This window comes from Acinetobacter sichuanensis (assembly GCF_003024515.2).
GTDB lineage: Bacteria > Pseudomonadota > Gammaproteobacteria > Pseudomonadales > Moraxellaceae > Acinetobacter > Acinetobacter sichuanensis.
In genome coordinates this window covers 1-25,795 of record NZ_PYIX02000047.1, presented here as the reverse complement: position 1 = coordinate 25,795, position 25,795 = coordinate 1, and the positions used below count along the sequence as shown (strand labels likewise).

Annotated in this window: 23 protein-coding genes; 3 read left to right on the top strand and 20 right to left on the bottom strand. The window is 35.2% G+C overall.

The window, feature by feature from the left end:
- Nucleotides 1-93 precede the first annotated feature (93 nt).
- The 8 genes from C9E89_RS18885 to C9E89_RS18850 all read right to left on the bottom strand — a co-directional run bounded on the left by C9E89_RS18885 (nt 94) and on the right by C9E89_RS18850 (nt 13,378).
- Complete coding sequence (locus C9E89_RS18885; protein ID WP_005005738.1) at nt 94-1,470, bottom strand: hypothetical protein; 1,377 nt, start codon at nt 1,468-1,470, stop codon at nt 94-96.
- Nucleotides 1,471-1,473: 3 nt separating this feature from the next.
- Nucleotides 1,474-6,699, bottom strand: a complete 5,226-nt coding sequence (locus tag C9E89_RS18880; RefSeq protein ID WP_005005740.1) for an AAA domain-containing protein — start codon at nt 6,697-6,699, stop codon at nt 1,474-1,476.
- Nucleotides 6,700-7,593: 894 nt separating this feature from the next.
- Nucleotides 7,594-8,400, bottom strand: a complete 807-nt coding sequence (locus tag C9E89_RS18875; protein ID WP_010591556.1) for a hypothetical protein — start codon at nt 8,398-8,400, stop codon at nt 7,594-7,596.
- Nucleotides 8,401-8,628: 228 nt separating this feature from the next.
- The gene (locus tag C9E89_RS18870; RefSeq protein WP_005005743.1) at nt 8,629-10,269 is read right to left on the bottom strand and encodes an LPD1 domain-containing protein; all 1,641 of its coding nucleotides are present in this window, start codon (nt 10,267-10,269) and stop codon (nt 8,629-8,631) included.
- Between the two features lie 18 nt (nt 10,270-10,287).
- A complete protein-coding gene (locus tag C9E89_RS18865) occupies nt 10,288-10,671 on the bottom strand; it encodes a hypothetical protein (RefSeq protein WP_005005744.1) in 384 nt (127 codons plus the stop codon).
- Nucleotides 10,672-10,677: 6 nt separating this feature from the next.
- Entirely contained in the window at nt 10,678-11,445 is a 768-nt protein-coding gene (locus tag C9E89_RS18860; protein WP_005005745.1) for a hypothetical protein, read from the bottom strand.
- Between the two features lies 1 nt (nt 11,446).
- A complete protein-coding gene (locus tag C9E89_RS18855) occupies nt 11,447-12,769 on the bottom strand; it encodes a hypothetical protein (protein ID WP_005005746.1) in 1,323 nt (440 codons plus the stop codon).
- A 90-nt stretch (nt 12,770-12,859) separates the two neighbouring features.
- Nucleotides 12,860-13,378: a hypothetical protein gene (locus C9E89_RS18850; protein WP_005005747.1), complete on the bottom strand. Its 519-nt coding sequence runs from the start codon at nt 13,376-13,378 to the stop codon at nt 12,860-12,862.
- A gap of 74 nt (nt 13,379-13,452) precedes the next feature.
- Between C9E89_RS18850 and C9E89_RS18845 the strand changes: the two genes are divergently transcribed.
- Nucleotides 13,453-13,806 carry a hypothetical protein gene (locus C9E89_RS18845; protein WP_107009805.1) on the top strand — a complete coding sequence of 118 codons (354 nt, stop codon included), beginning with the start codon at nt 13,453-13,455 and terminating at the stop codon, nt 13,804-13,806.
- Nucleotides 13,807-13,905: 99 nt separating this feature from the next.
- On the opposite strand, the gene C9E89_RS18840 is transcribed toward C9E89_RS18845, so the two are convergent.
- Nucleotides 13,906-14,652, bottom strand: coding sequence for a hypothetical protein (locus tag C9E89_RS18840; protein ID WP_044432037.1), 747 nt, complete (start codon nt 14,650-14,652; stop codon nt 13,906-13,908).
- A gap of 60 nt (nt 14,653-14,712) precedes the next feature.
- Between C9E89_RS18840 and C9E89_RS18835 the strand changes: the two genes are divergently transcribed.
- Entirely contained in the window at nt 14,713-15,075 is a 363-nt protein-coding gene (locus tag C9E89_RS18835) for a hypothetical protein (protein WP_046127683.1), read from the top strand.
- A 149-nt stretch (nt 15,076-15,224) separates the two neighbouring features.
- Here the strand turns inward: C9E89_RS18835 and C9E89_RS18830 are convergent, their stop codons facing one another.
- The 5 genes from C9E89_RS18830 to C9E89_RS18810 form a co-directional block, all read right to left on the bottom strand.
- The gene (locus C9E89_RS18830) at nt 15,225-16,118 is read right to left on the bottom strand and encodes a hypothetical protein (RefSeq protein ID WP_044432041.1); all 894 of its coding nucleotides are present in this window, start codon (nt 16,116-16,118) and stop codon (nt 15,225-15,227) included.
- A 15-nt stretch (nt 16,119-16,133) separates the two neighbouring features.
- Nucleotides 16,134-16,826, bottom strand: a complete 693-nt coding sequence (locus tag C9E89_RS18825) for a M48 family metallopeptidase (protein WP_228199071.1) — start codon at nt 16,824-16,826, stop codon at nt 16,134-16,136.
- Nucleotides 16,827-16,905: 79 nt separating this feature from the next.
- Entirely contained in the window at nt 16,906-17,394 is a 489-nt protein-coding gene (locus tag C9E89_RS18820) for a hypothetical protein (protein WP_044432045.1), read from the bottom strand.
- A 9-nt stretch (nt 17,395-17,403) separates the two neighbouring features.
- Nucleotides 17,404-17,913, bottom strand: a complete 510-nt coding sequence (locus tag C9E89_RS18815; RefSeq protein WP_046127684.1) for a hypothetical protein — start codon at nt 17,911-17,913, stop codon at nt 17,404-17,406.
- A 5-nt stretch (nt 17,914-17,918) separates the two neighbouring features.
- Complete coding sequence (locus tag C9E89_RS18810; protein WP_046127685.1) at nt 17,919-18,341, bottom strand: hypothetical protein; 423 nt, start codon at nt 18,339-18,341, stop codon at nt 17,919-17,921.
- Between the two features lie 164 nt (nt 18,342-18,505).
- On the opposite strand from C9E89_RS18810, the gene C9E89_RS18805 reads away from it, so the two are divergent.
- Nucleotides 18,506-19,159 (top strand): hypothetical protein, encoded by a 654-nt coding sequence (locus C9E89_RS18805; protein WP_096911489.1) that lies wholly within the window; start codon nt 18,506-18,508, stop codon nt 19,157-19,159.
- Between the two features lie 64 nt (nt 19,160-19,223).
- On the opposite strand, the gene C9E89_RS18800 is transcribed toward C9E89_RS18805, so the two are convergent.
- The 6 genes from C9E89_RS18800 to C9E89_RS18770 all read right to left on the bottom strand — a co-directional run bounded on the left by C9E89_RS18800 (nt 19,224) and on the right by C9E89_RS18770 (nt 25,554).
- Nucleotides 19,224-19,736, bottom strand: a complete 513-nt coding sequence (locus C9E89_RS18800) for a hypothetical protein (protein WP_046127689.1) — start codon at nt 19,734-19,736, stop codon at nt 19,224-19,226.
- Between the two features lie 7 nt (nt 19,737-19,743).
- On the bottom strand, nt 19,744-20,874 hold the full coding sequence (locus tag C9E89_RS18795) for a hypothetical protein (protein WP_107009804.1): 1,131 nt from the start codon (nt 20,872-20,874) through the stop codon (nt 19,744-19,746).
- 679 nt (nt 20,875-21,553) lie between these two features.
- Nucleotides 21,554-22,399 carry a hypothetical protein gene (locus C9E89_RS18785; RefSeq protein ID WP_228199070.1) on the bottom strand — a complete coding sequence of 282 codons (846 nt, stop codon included), beginning with the start codon at nt 22,397-22,399 and terminating at the stop codon, nt 21,554-21,556.
- A 125-nt stretch (nt 22,400-22,524) separates the two neighbouring features.
- Nucleotides 22,525-23,127 (bottom strand): hypothetical protein, encoded by a 603-nt coding sequence (locus C9E89_RS18780; RefSeq protein WP_046127688.1) that lies wholly within the window; start codon nt 23,125-23,127, stop codon nt 22,525-22,527.
- The gene (locus C9E89_RS18775; RefSeq protein WP_044432059.1) at nt 23,120-24,910 is read right to left on the bottom strand and encodes a hypothetical protein; all 1,791 of its coding nucleotides are present in this window, start codon (nt 24,908-24,910) and stop codon (nt 23,120-23,122) included. The genes C9E89_RS18780 and C9E89_RS18775 overlap by 8 nt, the downstream gene beginning before the upstream one ends.
- Before the next feature lie 167 nt (nt 24,911-25,077).
- A complete protein-coding gene (locus C9E89_RS18770) occupies nt 25,078-25,554 on the bottom strand; it encodes a hypothetical protein (RefSeq protein ID WP_044432065.1) in 477 nt (158 codons plus the stop codon).
- Nucleotides 25,555-25,795 lie beyond the last annotated feature (241 nt).

The following is a 25,795-nucleotide window of genomic DNA, read 5'->3' as shown; positions in this document are numbered from 1 at the left end:
ACTTCAAAGTAGAAATGTCTGGTCTGGATTGTTGCCACTCTAATTTGAGTTTAAAAAAGCTAGCAAATCTGCTAGCTTTTTAAGATGATTATTCTATTTTTTAGAATTTAATAAACCAAAGAAGTTCTCTCCATCGTTCTCTAAGTCTTCAAAAAACTTATAAAACGATTGGGCAATAGCCTTATTTTTGACAATAATACCCACAGGCACTGTTGTTAAAATATTTGTGGATGAATCACTAACGTGAATAATCAAAACACAAAAAGAGTCTTTCATAACCAAAAGCTCAAAATTACCGTCAAAAACTACACTACTTTCCTTAAACGTTAGAAAGTGCTTGGCTCCTGCCTCAGCTGTGATTAGTTTTTTATAACTTGCGATTGATTGTTTATCATTTCTGTATGCCACTGGTAAGAAGCATTTAAAGTTTTTGGTAATTGTGGTTGTCGATAAACGATCAATAAAATCACTAAATCTATCTGACTTACCCCAAAATTCATCTGATGGAGCTAACCAATACAGCTGTTTATCATCATTATTCTGGTCTTGATATTGTTTGATTGTTTTGAAAAACAGGTCTGAATTTTCCTTAGAATATATTGGCCCGATAAAGTATTCATTGGATTTGTGTTCTAGCTTAAATAAGCGATCTAAATTAAGCTTATTCTCGCTAAAAATAGATTCAACTGAAAAAGTATCCTCCATATCTAATTCATGGAGTACCTTTAGAATATCCTCAATATTTTGTGGCTTCTTAGCTGATCTAAGAGCAGCGTAAAGAGAATCTTCGATTTTGTTAAGATTTTCCATGTGATTAAAATCACTAATCTCTGTAGGTGTATAATTCTCATCAAGCGTCAATGGTAATGTAAAACGACGAGAATGGTCTCGCAATTTTTCCACTTGGCTCATTTTATACAGTTGCAGCTTCTTTTCATCCACTGATGGATTCAACTTAACTAATCCTTGGCTGAAATAAAATCGAAAATTTTTCTGAAACTCCTTACTAACCAAAGACTCACCATTTGAAAGGTATTGGTTAGAAGCATCTAATTTAATTGAATTTGCCCCATTGTCAGATGCGTTGGGATTAACTGGCTCAGGATTCAAGCCAATCATCTCAAAACTCATCTTTTGAATATTGTCCTCAATCTTATTTACATAAGGAATTGCACAAACATCCGAGAATGCTTTCTCAAGTCGCTGAGTCAGAGCAAATCGATCATCTTCAAGATGTTTTATCTGCATTTGTTTTAATAATTTAGTTAATAGCACATCTGTTTCATGATTAGATAACCCTAAGAACCGCGCTATTTTTTCAGCAGAAAGTGGTGCAATTACCAATAGGCGCAATACCATAGAATCAATAAAATCTAAGGTATCTGTTGTGGTATAGCTAAATGCCACATTGAATAGTTGTGATGGCAATGTAACATCTACGTCATGATAGCTTCTTAGTGAATTTTCCATGAGTTATACCCCTGCCTTTCTATATTTTTTTGATCTATTTTTATTAATGTGCGGATTGTTTTGTACTATTTTGACAATGGCGCGTTTTGAAATATATCGATATTCTAAAGTCTGATTTTCACGGCACTTGATGTAATTTAATACGCGTCCTAAAGGTAAGTTACTGTTGACTCCTTGCCACATTTCTGACGCACCAAAGATTACAAGACGATCCATTGCGCGAGATAAAGCCACGTTCACACGATTTGGTGACTTCAAAAATGCAGGAAACTTAGTTGGATCATTTCGCGTAACTGAGAGAATGATGATCTTATTCTGTTTACCTTGATAACTATCCACCGTATCAATACGCACAATTGATCTCAATGCATCTGACACTTCACACAAAGAGAAGGCTTTTCTTAACCGGTTTTTTTGCTCAGCATAGGTACAAATTACACCAATAGCAGGCTCTTTAAGGGAATCAGGCTCTGGCACTAATTTATTTAACAAGAGTTTGTCTTGGTCAATCCGCTGAAGAAAATCGATAATTTCATTAATTTCATGTGGGTTATAAATACTACTACCTTTCTCCATTTTGAAATGCTCAGCATTCCCAGTATCCACCCAAGTAACTGTTGAATTCAATTCTATTACGATGTCGGATGCATAGTTATCAGGCACAATCCGCTTTAACTTAATTTCTTTCAGCTCTTCATCACTTAAACCACGAGAATCGACAACTTCAGTTTCAAGTTTTCCTTCATAAAAACAGTCTGAAACTAATTCGCCGATGCTCGGACTCATTCGGTACTGTGACAAGAGTTCTGAACTAGCCTTTAGTCCATAATGTGAATTAAAGATACGGCCAAAGTCGCTTTGTAATTTATCTTCCAAATCATCATCTGATATCTTAAGTTGCTTAGCTAAAGCCTTTATATGATCGCTCGAATATAGTGGAGGAAGTTGGTCTTGATCCCCAACTAATAAAATACGTGCACCTGACTGCATTGCAATTGCCAATTCTGAAGCGATTGAACGTGCTGCTTCATCAATAATCACCCAATCAAATACGTGATTGGCGATTCCAATACTTTGTTGGCCAACACCAACGCATGTGCCACAGACTAATTGCCTTGTTTTGACCAGAAAACTTTCATAATTAGCATTTTGGCTTTCAATTAATGGTTCATAATCTAGGGCAATATTGATCAAGGCTTTCGCTTTAAGTCCTTCCTCATTAGATACCCCGTAGTATTGATTAAGTGCTGCGAACGTAATCATGTCGATCTTATTTAACTGGTTTAATACTGTTATCTCTTTATCATTGATACAGTCTTCCAGTTGATCCCAAAAGTCTTGATTTCCGTCAAACATGCTCTTCAGCTTATGCATTGCTGATTTGAAAGCCTGGGTATACTCTTCTAATGAGAAACTAAACTTTTGATCAAGATCATCTTGGTCGATTGACTGATACGCAGATTTAAGACTATTTAAAATAGTGACTCTGATTTCATAAAGATCGCTCAAGTATTCAGCTTCAAGTGATAAATCTTTTGCAAGCTCAAGCACTCTTTCTTTAATATTAGACTTAAACAGCTCTATCTGGCTCGTAATAATTGAGCCTGTATAGACATCTTTTAATTCAGGAGACACAGCACTCTCTTTATTGCTTATTCGAGCAATACTTAATGGTGTGTCATACTCTGTGCATAGCTGACGTATACGCTCAACACTTGTATTTACAGCTTCGTGCGACTGACTAACAATTAAGATGTTAGATACATTTTGTTTATCATAGAGATAGTGAGCCAGTATAGAGATAAATTCAGTTTTGCCGGTTCCTGGTGGTCCCTTTAATAGTGATACAGGTCCATACTTAAGCACATTACGGAACGCTTTACGTTGTAATGGATTGAGGGCTTTAACCAATTCCCCATTTTTGTATTTGTTATAGTGATCTAGATCTTCATCAGGCACTTCAATCTCATAATCTTTTGCTTCAATCACTAATGATGGTTCAAAGTAATCTACGAGATTTTCAATGACAGCCTTATTACTCAGAATATTTGTCAGAGCATCTGCACGTTTCCGATTAGATGACTTATCTGCCTTGCTTTGTAGAAACAGTGTTGCTTCTTCAGGAACTTCATTTGTTTTTTTACAAAAATCGATCCACAATTCTCCGACTTTTGATTGCGCAATATTCACCGTACCTATGCAGAAAGTGTAATCACCTCCCGCCCCAGTTTCTTTAGTGCACATTACATCGACTTTATCGGTCTTTGAAAATTTAGCTGAAACATCTTCTGCAGAGTCATAGTATGCAATAGCACTCTTTGAATCTTTAAAATGTTTGCTCGAAACTATCTTTAACGGCTCAGACAGAGTGATTGTAGGATGTGCATGACGCTCAGTCGCCATGACTTTTTTCCACAACTCTTTCGTTTCAATATCAATTAAGTGGCTATGTGTAGGCAGATGACTCATTGGCTGTGCCATAAGCTCATCAGTAGCTATAACATCGCCTATCTCTTCTTGTAATGCTTTTTGTTCACGCAGAGCCCGTAATGTTTCCTCTTTCTCTTGAGTCCTTTTGAGCTGTGCTTGCTTAAACTGTTCAATAGCATCCTTAAAGTTTTGATCTTTTGCTAAGAAGTCATTTAACTCTACAATGTTGTCACGCTTACTCATCCCAGATATCGGGTGGACTTCAATGCTAACATCAATAGTCAGATCTGCATCCCTACTAGCCTTCCACCACAGGTCTTGTTTTTTGACAAAATCAAGGAAACTTAATTGATTTTCATGGGGCTTATAAAACCCTTTTAACATGCCATTGATTCCGCTAAGTGTAAATCGAAAATCCCCCTCACTTGCTGCCTCAAGTTGGATATAAACTTTGCCGTTTTCGGGATAAATCGTAAAGGGCGTCTCAACCTTACTTGTATAAATACTAATCTGAGGAGCTTCTTTTACAATAGCACCCTTACATTCAAATGCCTCTATAAAGCGAGAATTATCAATATAGCGTACACTTGGATCTTCCATTCCTTCTATGCTCAAGGCTGTATTTAGCCAGGATAAAGTAGGATCCATTGAAGCCACATCATCCACAGCCAAGTCTATATCGTATAGATCTGCGATTAATTTCAATGCAGTAAAGTTGTCACACTGAATGACTGTTGGATCTTCAATATCAGATGGGAAATAAGCATTAGAAGAATCAGGTTGTGGTACTTCAGGATGGAAGCAATCATTAAAACTAACTTTCAAGTTTGTTTTATCTACTAGAATCTTTTCATCATCCAAGTTTCCATGTTGAAAGCCATGCTCATGAAATTTTTTCAGAGAATGCAATAACTGAAGTGAAAGTTCATTTTTTTCATCCTCAGTTAAGCCCTCAATAACCGTTGACCAAGCTTCACCCTTTACCATTTCAGTTACTAGATACACACATGCTGTGCTAGTTGATAAACCAAAATCAATAATCTTAGGAAGGTATGGCAAATTGAGAGCCTGCGTCATTTTAAGTTCTTCAAAGAATCGCTTAAAACAACTCTTTTGATAAGTTGTCATTGCAGATGCAACTTTACCCATCCATGTTTTGACTAACATGTTGCCTGATGCATAGAGTGTAAAATTTTGGTTAGCATCAATAGGCGCGCCAAATATCGGGTAACTGATATAGGTATTTGTCTGATTTAAATATGGATTCAGTACATCTGCATCAAGTTCATAACTAACTTGTTCAGCAGGTTTTTGAGCTAAGAAATCTTGGAATACTGCACATGCATTATCATATTTCCCTGTCAAAGCTCGTGTTAAAATACGCTCTAACCAGTGGTTCTGATCTCGCTCCTCAAGACTAAATTTTTTCAATGAACGTGGGCTCAGTCGAGCATTCTTCCAAATATGAAGGATTAACTGCCCTAACCAATACACATCCTTTTGTGCAGCTGTCAGCGCAAGATTCGGAAGATGAGCTGTTGTATTCAAAAATGGGAGTTCGTTAGCCAGTTCAGGGTCAATTTTCGAGGGCTGTGTTTGATCATTTGCTGCCGAAAAATTGGATAGCAATATCTCCTTTTTATAAGAGATCCACACACTATGATCACCCACATCACCATGAGTAATTCCCATTTGATGTAGGTGATTAAATTTACCAAGCAAAATCTGGAATAAATCCAATTTCTCAGATTCAGACATTTTCTCAGCATAAGCGCCGATGAATTCGTTGACTCGATAGCTGTTCTCAGGCAACTCATACAACTCATTATATTTTGATGTCATGTCATCAAGACTTGGGTTTGTAATCGGGTGCAAACAACTTTGATAAAGATCAGGCTTTTCTGTTTTAATTTTTTGGAAAACCCGGCGCTCATTGCAGATCAAGTTGAATCGATGTTGAGGCTGACTCATTCTTGAGTTACTCAACTTGAATTCATTAAAATCCCAACAACGCATTAAAGATTTTTCACCAACGATGGTCAATGAATGCGCTTTATACTCGCTATAAATCTTTTTAGGATGCGGTAAGATCAAGTCACCTCGTTCATGATTATTAATAATCAAAGAGCGTGGTTGAATTTGGTCAGGCGCAAAAATTTCATCAATAATGGCGTGATATTCTTTTTTAATATCATATATGCGACCATCACGTTCCAGATGCTTGCGGAACATATTATTAAAATTCTTCTGTTGAGCTAATTGTATAAACTCATCTATCGAAAGAATGTGCTCTAAATCTTCTGGAGGCAGGCGCGAATAATCTGCTTTACCACACATGACAACAAAGTGAGAAACACTTTGGTAATGAAATGTAATGCCCTTAGCTTTCTTTTCTGAAACTTTATCCTTTAGTTTATTAACTATAATTTGCATTTTTTTTACATTTTTAGCTACAGGGCATGAATCTTGCTCTTTATTACCTACGTACCATTTTCCTGCAACTTTTGTAATTTCCTTACCGTTCCAGTCCTTGAATTCAATGACCAAAATGTTTGCATGAGTAATAATTAGGAGATCATATTCAAATTTCTCAGAACTACCTTTCGCTACTGCTTTTTTTCCATTTTTATGCATAAATTCAAAACCAGCATATGCTCGCCAGTTTTTAGTTTTTTCGCCACGATCAAAGACCTTTTTAATCTTATCAATTGCTTTGAGTTCGTGCTCGTATATACCTGTCTCTGGATATGTAACTTTCATATTAAAAGATTCTTTATTTAAAATGTCTTGCTTTTGCACATACAACAAATAAGCGTCAAAAATGATGCTAAATTTTTATTAACATAAAGTAATGCTATATGTACGGTGTCTTTTAGAAAAAATACTTAGCGTAAGAATTTAGTTTTTTCAGGTTGATGGTTAGTTTGGCCAAATAAGCCCTCCGAAGGTTTTTTATATTCAGTTTAGGATTGTATTTAAAATAAAGTCTGCCAAATATTTTGGTGTAAAACCTGAGTCTTCTAGCACGATCATCATTTAGATGATCTAACTCAATCATTCGTTTAAGCAAAACGTATTTCACTTAACGGTTCATAATGTGACTTATATTACATTTAATTTTTGAGTATTCAAAATTATTTTATTGAATTATAAGAAAAAAACTTAAGGAATTCCTTAAAATTTGATGACAATGGTCATATCTCTAATCACTAAAAAGACCAAAAATAGATATCTACCCATATCTCTCGGACAAATTAACTCTATTTTATAAAAGTATCAATAAATTCATTAGGTTCATGAACCAAAAATTTATAATTATTTTTTTATTTATATAAGTTATTGAAAATAATAAATAAAATTATTAAAAGTTTTATTAACTAGACTTCAGGTGAACATAAGTTAAAGTTCGAATTAAAATGAATAGGGTAGTCGCAATTTCCAAAAAATGACAGCTCATGTGTCGTTTAGATACTAACAATTTGTTTATTATAACAAATCTTAAGCATGTTAGCTGTCGTCATTCTTTGATACGGTCTACGTACTACCGTACAATCATCAGCTATATTCATGGTGTTACTTTGCATAATTTACATTTTCTGCATTCAAACCAATCAATCCAAAATTACGTGCACGTTCGAGACACATAAGCTGTCATTGACGACACATGTAATGTCACTGGTTGCGTTCGTGCGTCTATTTCCGTTGAACTATGCTATACCTTGAATAGCCAGCTACTCGGTTCACTGAAATACTGACCGACACGTTAGATTTCAGTTTTAAATCAAAATAGCGATCAATCGTCACAATTAGATGTTTTACATAATCAAAAACTACATATGTTAAATCCTTTAAATCATTGTTCTGGTGTGCAACTTCAATAAATTCTGAAAACAACGCTACACCTGTTTCGTTGGCCAGATTCGCTAACTGATTATCCAATCCGGCAATTGCCGTTAATTCTGATGCAATCACCACTTTATGCATTGCTGTTTCCGCTTCAATGCCTTTGTACTCAATCCCCTTGTATATATAGACATCGTTTTCTCGTTTGCCTTGGTTCCAAGGGTTATCCGTACCATCCAGTCTAGGCATGCTGTACGGTCGTTTTAGTTTTGCTGGAGGTGTTTGTTTAGCGGTGACTTCATAAAGGTTAAATACGCAATCTGTGTAGCGTTTAAGGCTATGGTATGTCAAAGCTTGCTGTTTGGCGGTCAACTCCCGTGGTGATACATGATTCACCAAGGTTTTGAACATTTCTAATGATTCTGGTGTGAACGATCCATCTTTTTTTGCATTGTCCATCAGGTCTTTTTTAGCCCATTTATGCTTTAGTTTTTCCGCTTCAGCATCAGATATTTTCTCTCCCCGATACACGTATCCACGCGCTGCGTTTGAATACTCAAAATCTGCTCGTTTTACTGCCTTGTAGACCATTGTTTTTGTCATTTGTTTTGCACCAGTTTTTCCCATAGTTGTGGCGACCGCTTGAGGGCTTAACACGTACCCATTCTTTTTCGCTTCGGTCGTAACACCAAAACTCGTACCCTAAACAACAACGTTTATTCACGACATAGCGGTAGGTGTTGCAGATCGTAAGCATATTCTCAGTGGCGTTAACTTCCCAAGGTTTAAACGCAATAAGCTCTGTTATTGCTTCCCTGTAAAGTCGTGTTGCTTTGGGATTATTGAATAAGATCCGTTCTTTTTTTGAGGTCTTAGTGATTGCATTCATTTCGTCCACGACCTCACTAATGCTTTTAGCCAATCATCCATCAAATCAACTAAAATTGCCCGTTCTCTGCCTGTTGGATATGCGCTTAACTTCATATTCCAACTATTTGCCGACTCTTCTGTGCCGTGCACCAAAAACCCATTTTGTTGATCATTTTCAGCCAGCTTATCCGTCACCCAACATTCAAACAGTCTGGCAAAGATTTCTGTTGGCTGTGACCAATACATTGACCGTGATTGATCTAGGTGCATGGCGTTATTCATAAAGCCCGTACCGCCTTGTCTTTCTTCGTAATCAAGGTATTTGGTTGACTTAAAAGTAAGATAATTAACCAGCTTGATAAACTTATCTGCAGTCTGGCCATCTTTAAGATGTTTGTATGCTGACTCTTGATGATTCTGTACTGAGTAACGCCCTTTACTGGTGTAAAGAAAGTATTCGCTAAAAAAGTTATTATTGAGTCCGTTTCGTTTTGCCAAAACACAATCAAATCCGTGCGCGAACTCATGGGCTAGTGCTCCAACACCTTGCGTCTTGGTCAAATGAATAAGCATATTACCTGGTTCAAAGTGAGCTGCTGCGCTATCAACGCCTGTGCCACGCGAACCGAATGCTATTCCTAGCTTACCGCCTAAAGATGCGAACGTAACGGGTAGACCTAGAAGTTCGACAAGATCCATTAGTGAGTCATACGTGCAATTCAGAAACCATGCACGTTCCTTTTGATTTACCCAATTGCCGAACTCGACTCCAGAAAATTTGAAATAGTCCATAAGCAACTGGCTATCGATGTTTTCACCCTTTCGATGGTCCTTACCCTCGCGCACTTCAACTCTGTCGTAGCGCGGTCTTTTGGGTGGTTTTGCGCGTCCTTTTTTGGGTTCTATGACTCGTTCATCTAAAATTGGCTGAAAAAATGTTTTTACTTTTTCTAGTGCTGCATTGAATGTGTCGTATTCCGTCCAATCATCTAGTGTTTGAAACCGCTTTGCTGAAATGGATTTAACGGCATACCACTTATGTTGACCAGTCTCAGTGTTTAATAATTTTTTGGCACCATAATTATCCGTATCAAGTACACGATCGTCTGGCCATCCTAAAGGGATTAAGTTTTTTAAGCGTAAACGTGTGTCTGAACTAAATGATAGTGGGTGTTTAACTCTGCGATTGGTATGTCGTCCAGCTGAGTAGCGTTCTAAAATATCTTTTTCACTTCGTCCAGCACCAAACTTAACGGTCATGTACGCATTAAAGTCGTCTGTCAGTTGTTCTAAACGTTCGTAGTGTGAGCTTTCATATTTGTTTTTTAAGAAGTGTAGCGTAGCAATGTAGGCATCATCCCATTGCTTTTGACCTATGCTAAACCAACCGCCCCCTAAAGGCTTGTTGGTTAAGTTTGCATAGACCAAAGAAAATAATAGTGCATGTTTTACAGGTTTATGGCCAGATTGGGCATCAGCTCTAAAATCAGGCTTTTGCCAATATTCCTTTTTAGTCACTAGGCTGTCAGACTTAATTCCATTCATGTTGCCTGAGAAGTCTGGTGATGGGTTGTCTTTACGTGCACCAGCAAACTTTTTACCTACATCCGTAATAGGACCATCTTTTTTTTCATTACTATTTATTTCTTCAGTCATAGCTAAACCACATAATTGTTAGTTGCGTATATCGTCCAAGATTTCTGACAGATCAAACAGATTAATATCTTTGAGTTTTGCTTCAGCATTGATGCACTCAAGTAAATTCATAAAACCAACAAAAATAATGTGTGGTATTGGTCTATTGTTGATATGCACGGGTGTTGACCAAGTGCGTACACGCGTTTCGCATATTTCAAGCCCTTGTTCTTCAAAAAGTTTGATCAATGTCGGGATGTCTTTGTCTAGTTGAGTAAGGGCTAATAACGACCGAAATACATCATTTAAGCTAATAGAGTGGTGACGATGGTTCGGATTGTGCTGTTTTCTATTGTCGCCCTGTTGTTGATTAAAGTAATGATGTTTTTCGCGATCTTGAGATGTTCTGTTTAAATATTTCATTTGGTATTAAGCTCCAAAGAGATAGCTGTAAATCAGGTACAAAATAAAAGTTATTGTTAATCCCGACACCAATAGAGAATTGATCGGGTAATTTTCTAAGTTAAAAGGTTTTCTGTGATAGCTCACTCCCCAATCTGAAACAGATCCTCGCTCTACGGCACTATAAAAGTTAGTTTGTGAGGCGTTTAAACGGTTGTTGTCTACTGATATGAATTCCAGTTTGCACAGCAATTCGTCACTCAGGTAGTTAAAGAAAGTCGTTGGTGTACCATTTGATAGGATGTGTATATAACCGACCTGTTTTTGGGTATAACCCATTCGCTCATACGCTTTTTGAAATTCGTGCGTTAAAGTCGCACTAAACTTATCCCCCTTATTTTTGGCAATCAGTTCAATTGGTGGCTCAGCTCCAGCCTGAATAAGCTTGGTGAATTTAGGACTACCACAACCCCAATTTTGAGAGATCCAAACACCGCGTTTTGTGTCGTGAATCAAACCATCAACAATGACCACGGCTGCATCACCGATGTCGCCGTTTTCTTTTTCTGTAAATTCGGTGTTATCAACGTCTTTTCTGAATTCTTCAGGCATTGGCCTTAAAACTTCTAAAAGATTGGTACTGTCACTTTGTACATGACCAGTAGCCAAAATCATCGACTCAATTTTTTTTAGGGCATGTTCAGGTACTATCAATACTGAATGTACACGCTGGTCATACGCATCAGATTGAATGTCTTGAGCTTCGGTATTCTTTTCAATAGTGCTTAATTCCATATTATTTCTCTGCCTGGGCTTTCTGGTATTCAACTGCAGTCTTCATTGAATATTCGGTATCATCTTCGTGCTCTGTACCAACCATGCTTTGCTGACCTTGGTATATACCTTTAACAGCATTGACGAATGCGTTATGCGCCGTAGCGTTGTAATACGTTAAGTTTCCAGCACTGGTCGAATCATTGAATGTCAAAGTATTAGGAACATGCCAAACTGCTGAATAAGCCTTGCCATCGATAACAACAATAGGTTCAAACTCGACCGCTTCACGGTGCTTGGTTTCATTCCATGGTGTATAGAAAACAGTATTGTTTTTGAGGTTGTAGACCTTGAATACGATCTGGCCAAGATTCCGTATTTTGGCCTCTTTGTTGTATGCCTCTAAAACCTTGTCTTTTTGGAAGTCTGTAATTTCAAGCTCAGGGTTCTTCGTAATCACCAGTGTTTCATCAGTCGTTTTAATCTCAGATGGAACGTAGATTTTTGAACCTTTAGGGAAACGTCCTGATTTCTCCAATGCGGATCTAAACTTGTTATTTGCATCCAAGAAGTTGCCAAACTCACTACTGAAGTAGCTGTAAAAATTTGATGCACTGGTGAACATGCCAAACTGATTCACCCGAACAATTTGCTCAGATACAGTGGATGCTAAACTTGCATATGGTTTGCCCGACACATCAATTTCGCGCCATTTGTAGTTACGTACACCTACTTCTTTGTCGCATGCATCATTAAACATAGATGTAGAAACAATATCGCCGTCCAAGCGCTTCACATAAGCAACCGGGTAACTGCGGATAGGTGCCATACGAACAGCTTTGTTTGAATTGGTGTAAAAGCCAGATGACGAAATGATATTTTGTTCAGATGATTTAATTTGATAACTTCGTAATGTATTTAACTGTCGATCAAAGCTATCAATTTCAGATTCATATAAAACATCACCCTCAACAGATGTCGCGATTGAATAAGGGGCATACATCACATCGCCCTGAACTTTATCCATGATCTGCTCAGCTTCAATACGATATAACGGCTGTGAGAACATGCCATTTGATGCCAAAGCTGGTAGATCTCCCCCTACACCAAAATTACACGCTACTTTGTGGCTGGTGGTAGAAAGGCTTGATTGAGGTAATTTGTAGTTAGATGGATTGTAAGTGGTAACACGTTCATCATATTTGCGAACTTGTTCCTCAACTTTCTTTTCAATGGGATCTATTTGTTCTTCTTGAGATGCAGTATCAGTATTTGAAGGCTTTAACTTATCACAACCAAATAGCAAAACTGACAATATCGCTATGGTAAGGGTTTTCTTATTCACTAATTAATGACCTAACTTAAAACTACTAATACCCCACATTATAATTAAAAATAAGTATTAATGAAGTGGTATTTAATAGTTTAAGGACTTTTAAGCGAAAAACCCAATATCATTAATTAGTTTTAACGAACATTCTTTTAATGCAACTTCATAACCGCCGTTATTATTAAATGTAAAAGCAAATGGTAGCATTTTATCAATCGCAAATATCTTCTCTAATAAGTCGTTGTTTTCTGCAGATGGCTTATCCTTTAAGGCATATTGCATGGAAAACTTAGCATTTATACCCGTGCTTTTATATAAAGCATTTATTTGTTCTTTAAGGCTTTTTTCCACTTCTTGCACAGTATTGAAAATAAAATTCTGATTAACAGTGAATTTATCAGTTTTCAAAGATCCAAAGGTCCACGCCAGACTCTCCGAAACCACATACCCTAGAACAGTCTGCAATTCTTCATCTTCAAATTTGTGATAATGAACGTATGATTTAGTTTTACCGTTAAAATATAAAATAGAAATGGAGAACAACACCTCTTTGTGAGCATATTTAAAAGGTACTTTAACAAGACTATAAAAGTTTAAGAGCTCAACGTTGGAGGCTTTAGACATATTTTTTAAAAAAATTTTAAAGACATTAAAGTGATTATACTAAAAATATCAAAGAAATGTTAAAGGGTTTTAAAATGGATACAGTTGTTCTAAAAAATAGTTTAATTGCTAGTTTAGTTTTTGTATGTGTGTTCCTGGTGTTCCAAAACATCGACCATAGAGTTTCTGAACGTATACAGCTTGAGTCAACCAGTGCAGCATTCGAGTCGCTTGATAAAGACTTTTCTGCGATCAAAAGAAATGTGGATACTGAATTCAATAAGCTCCCGAAGTACGTGAAGCCAAGCAAAGAGCAATCGATCAATGATGCATTGGAATTCATTAAATTCTCGAAACAGACCTTTACTGACACAATGGCCCAAAATAAAGAACTTTTAGCAGAAGTTAAGGGTTTTGAGAAAAAGGCAAATGATGTTTTAGAAAAATAATAGTTATTTTAAAAAGAAAAATGGGAAGCTATAAGCCTCCCATTCTTTTAATGTCGTAAGAAACATTTAAATTTTGTTCTTAAAAGTATTATAGTAAAACTAATAATTTATGCAAATACTTTTAACAGAAATAGCTAAAAGGTCTTTAACACTTAACGAATCCGAATAACTTAGACAATGTGAATAAATTGTTAAAGTAGTCGAGTGTATATGTAAAACATTGGTATACCCATTAGAGATATGCGAATTATTATATATGTAAAACCTAACATACTTTTTAGTCGTATCTTGCGTAAAACTTACCAGATAATCTTTTGTGTTTTCATTTATGTTATCTTCGTATTGCTCTGTTATGCTCAGGATCTCTTTGCTGTTCAGCCAATAACTGCCTGTTTTATCTTGTTTAATCTGTTCCAAAATCAAATTATTTAATGACTGGTACTCTTTCGTTATTGCTTTGGCATATCGTTTTGATGACTGATGTTCTTTCCAGTCAATTTTTGCTTTCTTAAACAATTTGAAGGCTGTAACCGCACACAATATAGCTGAGATGGTACATAATATTATTCTACTACTATCACCTATAATGCCAATAATTCCTAAATGCACATCTTTTGAAAATAAACCGTTCAAAGATAGGTATACGCCAAAGATACAAAAACTTAACGCAAAAACCACAACTAAGATTAAAGTTGCTCTAATTAAAAGCTCATTAAAAGTAATTTTTCTTAAGCTTTTGGTATAAAGCTTAATCTTATCTTTTTCAGATTTTAACATTTTAGCCAAGAACTTATGTTCTCTTTTTCCTCTGCTAAAAGGTGGTGTTACAGCATCTTTAAAAGTCATGTATAATCTAAAGTATTTTAACGTTCCATTAAATATACACTACACCTGAGCCTATTTAAAATGAAACATTATAGAATTATCGCTATTTTAATACCTTTAATATTTTCAGGTTGTGCAGCAAGCCACTCAGACAAAGAGCTTGTTGACTCTTATTACAATGACCAACAAAAAACAATAGAAAGCGATGTAGATCAACTCGTTAACTCCTACTCCGCTAAAGTCGTTACTCAGTACTACCCTGAACCATACTTCAATCCAACCAAGCCAATACCGCATTATTACGCTTTAAAGCTTGATGAAATTGGTATCCCTTACCCAAAAGAGCTTGTATACGACAATGCCGACTATAATTTTTATAAAGAGCAAGCTAAGTTTAATGCAAACAATAATGACGTAATTGAAACAGATCACCACGATCACTAAAACTTTTTTATTGTAGGTGTATTAAACTATTGATAATTTAAGGTCATGAACTTTCGTAAGGGAATGGCTTTTTGTTTTCATTATTGACCTCTAAGGTGTAGGCAAGAAACAGAACTTTTGTTGAGGGGCGTTTCTTGCCGAAACCTTTCTTAATCCCTTAGATGATAAGCACCTGGATTCGTTTTCAATTCTTTATCTAACATTATTAGCTTATTTAACATATCTTGGTTTGTCGTCTTGGGAATGATCCAACCGCCAAAACTAATATTGTTTAATTTGATGTTAGGTAGTGGATCTTGTCTATTTTGTTCCAGTAACCAAAGATAGTTTTCACTACAAACAAATAAGACTTTTAATTCCTGATCAATGCGCCGTAAATCACAATATCTGAATAGGTTTACGTTACCTGGTGCTTCAGCATTGATAATTGGTTTTTTTCTTGTTTTTTCACCATGTAACTTAAAGTATTTAACACAACTTTCAATGTCACTTTTTAAATTGATTGGTGCAGTTTCTATTGGTGCTTCTGATAATTGTTCTTCAGCATATTCAAAATAGATCCAACATACCTCTTGGTCTTTTAGCTTTTCAAAAAGCCAATCTGGAACGTCATGCAATTTTTGTTTTAGTACAAATGGTTTTCCTACATTCGTAATCTTGACGCTTCTTTTCTTGTACGTGTCCAGCTCCCCGATCTGCTTCACGCCACTTTTATATAAATAACGGTTTTTGAGAACAACATTACTCTTTTTTACCTCTTTTTCAGGTTTAGGATCAGTACTGGATTTTTCAGGCTCAACATTCAAACAAAAGTAATCTATTCCTTTGGTGAACAATTGAAACTTCCCCTCCTTTTCAATTAAGGCAAAATTCCCTCTGATTTCAGCACCTACTATATCTTTAGATATTAGAAATCGATCATCAACGGTTTGTTCATTTAAGAGCAGTAAAGCCGATTTAAAATCTACTTTGTGTTCTGGTATTACAACATAACCGTGGTCAAACAACTTTTTGCTCACTCGGATAACTGTGTAAATATCCATAACCAGCTCCTTTTATTATTTCCTGTAATTTTGGTTGATGTAGTCTTGGATCTCTACAATTCGTTTTTCTGAAGTAGGATGCGTTGATAAGAAATCAATTTTAGTGCCCTGTTTTTCTTGGGCTACTACTTTATTCCAAAAGCTGATTGCGCCCTGTGGGTTGTAACCAGCACGAACCATAATATCAACACCTAGAAGATCCGCTTCACTTTCAAGTTTGCGCGAACCAGGTAAGTTAACCCCATAATCGCCTAGTAAGCTTGTGCCAGATACAACCATGTCACCTAGACCAGCCGAACTAGCTGCAAGCACACCTAAACCAGTTAAAAGCTTTTTACTTACCTTTTCACGCCCATGATCACGTAAAGCATGTGCAATTTCGTGGCCGATCAGTGCAGCCAATTCATCATCAGTTGCATTAATTTTTGTGATAGAACCAGTCAACACACCGATCTTGCCTCCAGATAGACAAAACGCGTTGATTTCATTATCTCGGATTGTATTAACTTCCCAATTCCAATTTGCTGCGTCAGCTCGATAATGTGGAACTTGTGCGATAAGACGTTTTGCTACTCTATTTACTTGAGCGTTATTCACAATCAATCCACGCTGTTTAGCAGTCGTGATGATGTTGTTGTAAGACTGAGTACTTTGCTGAAGATATTCTTTTTCAGAATACAACATGATTTGTTTGCGTTTAGAACCCATTCCATCAATAGTACTAGATACGCAACCAGTTAAAAGAGATCCGGCAACAGCCAAAACACACAAAGATTTCATCTTAAAATCAAACATTTTGTTTTCCTTTATTTTTAAAAACATTTAACAAGTTAAAACTGCGCTTATTAAGCTTGTTTTTATCTTCCAAATCAGTAATGCATTTAAACTCTTTTAAGATGTTTTTGTAATGCTCTTTTTGTTCATTTTCTGACTTATTAAAACCTTTCAAAGCTAACTGTTCAATAGTTTTAGGGCTGAATAATTTCAGAAGAACTATATTTAATATTAAAGTACCAGCCAGTAAGCCCAACGCATAAAGCTGAACAACTGAAGTACTGTATTTAGGTTCCATCGGACCAAGTGAACCAAAGCATATAAAGCTAAATACAGATAAAGTAACTGCAGCTATAAAACTAGATACCGTAACTTTAATCTTGAACTTATATCGTGCAATTAAAGCGACCATTAAAAAACCAAAAAGTATGGTACCAATTGCCGTAGCCATTATGACTAAAAAGAGTCCAGGGTTTGTGTTTGATGGATCTAACATTTCCATAGAATATCCTTAAATAAAACCCTTGCTTTCTAATAGGGTGAAACGATCTTTAAACAGTACAAAGAATGTTTTTTTAACGCTTTCGTACTGGTGTTTGATAATGTCTAAAGCACTATCATATGCACCTAGTTTCACGTAATTAACAAAATTGGCATGATCAAAACCTTTAAGTTTGTGACGTTTAATAAAGTCCTTAAAGTCTTGCTCTTTTTCTTTAAATTGATTCTCAAATTCAAAGAAAAGTTTGCCTAATTTCATGCTGTATAGTTTTAAATTGACAATAAATTCGACTAAAGGTGTTTCATTTCCTCTAATCGTAACCAGCATGTCTTTATCTTTTGTGATTTCGAGCGATGGTAAAAAATTAGAAAAATTAACCAGTAGATCACTTAATAAAACTTGTTTATTAAAGTATGTGACCAAAACAGGTGCGCTATCTGGCACATACGCTTTGATACGTTCAAATTTACTTAAAGCTTCTGGAGAAGCATGACCACTAAGGGCTAATTTCACTAACATATAATTCACTCGACATCTAATTCATTTTTTAAAACCAATTTGTATTTTGGATGAACCCCAAGTCTAAGTTGAAGTAATGTCCACGCTTGCTTTGTTATTAACTTTTCGCCACTTTCAAACTTTGACCACTGTATATTGTTGTACAAGCCTATGTGACTAGACATTTTGGTTTTACTTAAACCACTCCAGACTCTTAGTTGTTTTCCTAAGACTGGTATTGGCACCAGCATTAAACCATTGTCCTCTTGTTCCTTTAAAATCTTTAAAGCTGCCTTTTTACCTACTAATTGACCGCCATCTTCACATATATAAGTAATACGAGCTGTATATTGTTCAGAGTTTAAGCATTCTTCTAACAATGCTAGAACTTCATCCTGAGGATTCGTTAAACCCTCTCCAATCGTATCGCCTGTATCAGTTTTAATCACGCGTTATACCTTTTAAGATAGATATTCTTATAGTATATACGAAAAACATTTAAAAGATTTTTTTAAAAAAACAAAATGTTCATTTTTTGTATTTTAGCTAAAACCGCTTATAATATGATTATTGGTATTAACCAAAGTTTAAAACATATTGAAAGGTGTTTAAAATGACTAACTCTAAAACTATCGCTAAAACCAAAGAGAACCGCTTAAACAAAAATGGCAGTTTAAGCAAAACGGACCAACGCAAGCTTAAACCTATTTCTTTTTGCTTATTAGATACAGAACAAGTGACAATGCTGGAGAAAATTGAAAAGTTTCAATATGGCAATTTCTTTAAAAACATTATTGCTTCTATGACTGATGAAGAAGTTGAACAGATCGCGAATAGCAACAAGAAAAGCGATCCAATCATTCCTCAAAAATTACTAGATCTAAACATCACAAAAGGTTTCTTATCTTGTCGTTCAATTGCAAAGGTGCTTTTTAAACACAATAAAGTTGAATCTATGCTGCATGAGCTACGTAACTTTATCTCTGACGAATTCATTTTAAAGTTAGCTGAAGACCGCAACTTAACACTATCTATAAGCGACTCAGAAGTCGATTCTAATACTTCTTCAGGTATGTTTGATGATCGCTATGCGATGGCTGATACTGGCTATAAGAGCCGTACAACACCTGTTTTCAATCAGCAAAATATTGAATCTATAAAATCCATTGTTCGTGAACATGAGAAGCTTCCAAAACATGTCGAATTAGACAATGATTTCATTGAACAGTTTATGAATGACAATCCTGAAGTATTCGCAAAATTATAAAAACACAAACAAAAAAACCATCTGATTTTTAGATGGTTTTTTTATGTCTTAATTATTTCTAGAATCAGCTATAAAGCTTCGCTGGCTCGTCTGCAACTGGTATCACTGGCTGTACTTCTTGCATAAGAATTTTAGTCACTTCATCCAGTGGTGCAATATTGGAAGGTAAAAACTCTATTGCTTCAGGAAATTGTGATTTAAGGTAAGCATCTATGGCTTTGTGAATAGCTCGGTACCATTCTCGCGATTCGCTCTCTAAATTAAACATGCTTGAAATTGAAGCTTCTAGATCCGCAATATATTTACTTGGTAGTAAAGCTTTACGCTCCATATAAGCTTGATGTGCCATAGCAAGCCAGATAAAGCGATTTAATTCCTTACTACTTCCCTCTACTCTATTACCTTTAAAGTTCAACGTTCTAAATTTGCAAATGTGAAAATGTTGCTCACTAAAATATTTAAAGAAATCTTCATACTCAATTACAGAAATGGATTTTTGTAGCACCAATGGTATATCTAATGCGAGATCCACTTCGACTTTACGTGTACCAATGCCATTTTTAATAACAAATTTCATATTCACCTCAAAATAAATTAAATTGTTTAAAGGTGTCTTTATCATTAAAAGTAACCAGGTGATGCGATTCAATTAACGATTTAAGGTCCTTAGCCTGAGCAACTGGCTGTATTTCAATGCTGGCGATTTGTGCAGCTTCATGAATCAACCCTATGATTTGAGCACGGCTTTCTAAATATGCAGATAGATCGCGAGTTTCTTTGAATGAAGAAATGACAAAGTTAATATTCTTTTCTAAATTCTCACTCAAACTGCTTAGTGTTTGGTTAATTGGTGCATACTTTTCTATATGCTCTAAGACTGTTGCATGATCTAGAAAAAAACTAACTTCCAGCAATAATGAATTGTAAAAATCAATAAAGTTCGTTTCTTTTTCAAAGATGAAAATTTCTTGGCCATCTTCGTCATTAGGTATCTCAATTGAACCTTTTGAGATCTCAAAACTTTCATCCCCCAACAATGTATGCAGAATTCGGCCTAAGTGTTCTGCATGTGGTTTGCTGTTAGTAAAGTTGATTTTCAAGTTTTCATTTGAATCAGCAATACGGACTAAAATATAGTTTGTTGTGTGAAATAATTCATCTGCATTGTCAGTAAAATTCAACATTGAAATCTGATTATCTGTTCCAGCATCAGAATCAAGTTGCTTATCCAAAAATTCATGGTTATCAATAAAAAGCTTAGCTACACCGTTTGTAATAATGCTTTCGTATTCACCAAAGTTTTGTGCAAGGTATTCGCTCATTAAATTTGGCAAAACTTCTAATAAACTTTTTTTAAGATCCGATAATTCAATAGCAGAATTGAATAACGAATCTGGCACAAGGTTCTCTACCTCTTCATCAAGCGCTTCATCGTTTGGTGACAACCCTTTTTGCTGTGCAATTGCATTACGGAAGGAAGCCATAATTGAGATTGTCAAAATTGAAAGTGTTACCGTTTTAACCCATTCACTTTTCACATCGTTAGGCACGTAAAAAGCGCAATTACTAACCCACTGGTGTTTATGATTAAGAATCCGCTTTAAAGGGGTTTTAGTGGCTGGAAAAATTTCAAAGACAGTATTTAAGATTGGGTTTTTAACCAATTTGATACTTTTATTATTACCGTAAAAATAGATGCTGCGAATATCAGACATAATATACTTTCTTAAACTTAACATTGGTTACATATTATCACTGATTTAGTTTTAAAAAATATTTTTTAAAACTATTAATTTTATTTTTTGTGTTTTAATTCTGCCCTTGAGACTGCTTTTAAAACCAAATAAAATAGGTAACTTTTGCTTAGGCTACGGTGGGAACTTGGTATTACAGTGTTATTTGGTAGCTAAAAAAAATATTAATAAACTATTGATAGTAAAAGAGATAAGGAATAGATAGATTTCTTTGCGTGTAGGGATGTACTTTTCATCAAACATTTTGTTTATCGCATACAGAACTGAAGAAAAACATAAAATGAATATGATGATTTGCAATATATATGATGGAGTATTGAGGGTTTCTGGTAGATATTTAATCTTGTATATCGTTGTATTTAAAAACATTTCAAACACAAAGAATACAACTACAAAGATGTAGCAAATATTGAAAATGGCAACTAAGTTGTATGCCGATTTGAGTACCAGGCCTGTCATCGATTGTTCACTTGAATCAATCTCACCCGTTTTTGGAATTTTAAAAAGCACAATGCATTCCAGTTTTAAGAGTGTATCTATTATACTTTTAGAATACCTTTTATCAACTATAAAACTTTGTTATTAAAATAAAAAAATGGCCATTTAAGACCATTTTAAAACACCCTACCCCCTTTTAAGACTAGCCGTTGTGCTTATCTTTAGAATCACGGTAAGTAGAGATATGGTAGAAGAAAAAGCACGATAAAAGTGAGAAAAGCACCAACCCGAACGTGTTCCAAAATCTGCTATTTGATAGTTCAGAAATACGTTTATTGATTTCTGAGATAACACATGGATTCGCTTTTGCAACTTCAACATTTACATTGCAGACTTCAGCATATTGGAATAGGAATGTTTTATGGCCAATGTCATACATTTCTTGGATCTGGTTAATATTGGTCGTATTCAGAAAAACCATAGCAAGAGAGATCAGTGCTACAAATACAGAGATAACAAGAAAGCACTTCACAATGATTTCACGAGCCACATCATCAACACCACTTAAATATCTTTCGAGCAATATATTTAGCTTAGTTCGACCATCAAGGATAATGTTATAGTCATGTTTTACTTCATTATTTCCTGTATTGTTTTGATTTGTTGGTTCAACAGGAATGTCAGACAATTCGGCTGGTAAAGTGACTGCAACTACATCTTTTTGTTCTTCAGGTGCTAAACTTTTATTGCTGCTGTTTGATACAAAATCTTTTAATAAGGGTACTGGCTCACTTTTAAGGTGTTCTGTTTTTACATCCTCGTGAGCTGACTCATTTGCATCGAACAAGATCTTGTCTGTTCTTTCTGGATGCTTGAGATGTATATATTGATAAATAAAATAATTGATCTTTTGCTGTAAGACCGGGCTTTTATCAACTTCACTTTCCACATCTGCACCAAAAGTCTCAGTTATAGATGATTTTAATTCTTGTACTTCGGATTGATTGAGCAATTGATATAGTTCATATATTGTTTTAGAACTGATCATGATAAAACCCACATTAATATGCATTAAACTGTTAGTAGTATATAGAATGTGGTTTTAAAATAAATAGGTATGTTTTAAGAATAAAAAAAACCGCCTTTTAAGGACGGTTTAAAAGGGGGGTTTAATTAGTATAAACAGTTGCCGTTTGCACCAATAGAGCGTCCATTCTGGCTTAAATACCGTTGTACGGTGTTAGCAACATCTCTTGGGAGTTGATTATTCACTTTTTGTATAACATCGACTTTGTATTTATTCTGACAACTCACAATACCAGCCAACATGTTATTGATCAGTGATGTATTGTCTTTACCATCCAATTTACGTGTTTCTTCGTTTATCACTATGAATTGAACAATATTTAGATAGTTATTCGTGAGGTTGTCACCACTTTTTGATGACTTGTTTAGATTCTCAATGGTCGAATTCAAGTTATTCATTCGTGCTTCAAGGCCAGAATCACCAGTGATATTTGCATTATTGTTTTGGTAACGCGTAGCTGTGGTGTTCCGATTAGAATTATATTGTCTTTGCTGTATCGGCTGTTGCTGAACCTGAACTGGTGCTTGCTGTTGAACTTGACCAGGTGCTTGCTGTTGTTGAGCTGGCACTTGCTGAGTTGATTCTTCATTTGAAGTTGCTTTTTTATACCAATCACTAAAATCGGCATTTGCACTACTACTCAATATAGTAGCCGTAAAAATTGCACATAAATAAAGTTTATTATTCATTGTCTGAACTCTCTTTACCGTTGTAGTTCGCTGGACTAATAGCTTTTAAACTGAACTCATTTGCAAGTTTCCACAACCGCATAAATGTCTTTTGCTTTTCTTGTACCCAATAGTCCTTATCTTTTTTTAGAAGATTCTTCAATACATCTGAGTTCAAGTGGAAATTATCATCAAAAAAATGTTCAAACAGGAGTTCTGTTAAATAGTTTTGAGTTAACGTTTTTTTATTTTCATTACCCGTACCAAAGAATATTTGGCAAAGCTTTGTGCTTTCACACACGAGATCTATGTATTTTTTCTCGTCTGCATTTCGCTGGTGGCGCAAATGAGGATGTGTAATAAAAATAGAATTACGTATGAAAGCATAATCAATAATTACAGTAGCTTCCGTTTTCTTTGAAATGTACTCAGCGTTTGTAAGAATTTCACAAGTGGTAACATCAACTTTGTCGCGAATATTAATGAATTCGCTTGAGAAAGTAGATGCACTTTTGTTTTCGATCTCAACTTTCTTATCACGATTTCTCAGATAAAGTAAATTATCTGCTTGCTTCATATCGTTTAGGAATCTTTCAAAGAAGTGATTACTTTTATATAGATCTTCTAGAGCTCGCGTAACATAAGACGCAACCAAATTAAGATTTTTAGCTAAATATGATGGTCCATTCTTAGTTGTATAAGCAGCTAAACGATCCTTAACAAGTTCTATTACTTTTTCAGGTTCACCATTATTTAATCGAATTGCTGAAGTGAAGAGCGCATTACTGATTTTAAGCTCATTGCCCTGTTCATCCTGAACCTTTGCACACATTTCATTTAATGTATTAAGCGCTTTACGATAGTTGGACTTCAACTGAATCTGAAAACGATAATTGCAAAAATCGTCACGATCTGGTGTACGCTTATTGCATGGTTCATACTTAACAGAAATAAATAATTCAATAGATGGATTGCTATTCAGTCTTTCTAATGAAACAAGAAGTCGTTTACGGTAAAAATCACTTGCTTTGTATTTAAATTCTACTGAAAATTCGGTTAATGCTTTGAAGTCAATGTAAGGAATAACCACTTCGCCACGAAACTCATTGATCTTCATCAAGTTATACATATAAAGATCAAAACGGTCCTTAAATCCAAGAACCGTTAAAGTGTCGAGAACTGTGTAGCGCCCTTTTTTATCAAAATCTAATTCAGACAGATTGGCAATCAACGTTTCTTCAAGCTGATAGCAAATAAACGCATTGTTATCTAATTCAAAATAGCCCGTACTGGCAAACATTCTTTTATGAGTTACGCTGTCTACGTCATTTCTTGAAAATGGTTCGCTGTCCATTTGGCGTAAAGAGCTCATTGGTAGCATCACTTTACCAACACTATTTAGCGTATTCCATGCCAAAGATTTGATACGGCCATTGCTGAGGTAATTAGCTTTATTTTTGAATAAAAGAATTTGACGGATGTATTCAAAATTCAGAACAAAGTTGTTCGCTAGTTGTAATGCTTCAATTTGGGATAATTCAGGTTTTTCAGCGATAACGCGCTGCAGCTGATGTGCATACTTATTTTTGGCATTCACCAGCATTAAGTAAAAAACGAATTGATCAACAACTGGAATATCTAGATAACATTCGACTATGAAATTACTGATTTTGTTGCCGTAACCCAAGAGATCCATGGTTTTTGTTTCGGCATTAATAATTGAGTCTTTGATTGACTGCGATAATCCAAAAATTTCATCTTCTGAAATTCCTTTACTTATGCAGACTTGTGAAGAATCTTGCATAACTGCTCCACTTTAAACAACGTACAACGTACATTGCCTGAGATTGAATTAAAAAATAAAACTAAAAATATATTTGCAACCCAACTAACGTTGTAGTCTTTTCGCTTTAAAGCTGTGTATATACTAACTAAATTTTAGACAATAAAAAAGCCTCGTCAGAGGCCTAATTACGCAATTAACATTATTTGTTGACCGATCTGCGGTAACTCTAGTTTAGAAGTAGTGAACCTGTATGGTAGCTTCTCATATATGCTTTTAAAACTAAGAGAATTTCTAAAAAAATCAAAACTTTTAGTGAGTTTAAAAGTAATATCGCCACTTGATAAGATTTGAATTTCGTCAATCATAGGTGCTGCAGCTTGCTTCACATCTGTATCAATCATAAATGATAAATCACAAGCTTCTCGCATGATCTGGTTGATAGTTTTCTTATTAAAATCTAGACCTGTAACGTGGTTAACTTTTTCAGCTGATACAACGTATCTACCGTCTTCTGCAGAATAAAATGCATTTAAATTATCAACTAGAATAAGCAATTCGGCAGATAAAACACCTTTTAGCAAAATATCAGACGAGCCAGAGCTAAACACATTGAAGTTAATGAGTATTTTTTGATGTCTAAGACTAAATGATTGAAATTGCATATCTCGAATTCCCATAGGCATTCTGAGTAGACATTATAGCATCAATTCGTTAATTAGACTACGATTAAATGCATTTTTAACAGTAATTTCTTAATAAATAAGACTATGAAAAACAGTGCCTTATATGAGAAATATTCACAATTACAATGTAAGTTAACCAATGTAATATAGGCACCCAGCGAAACTTTTTTATATGTGGATGTAAACTTTCTTCCGTCCTAATGACGTAAGTTATTGATTT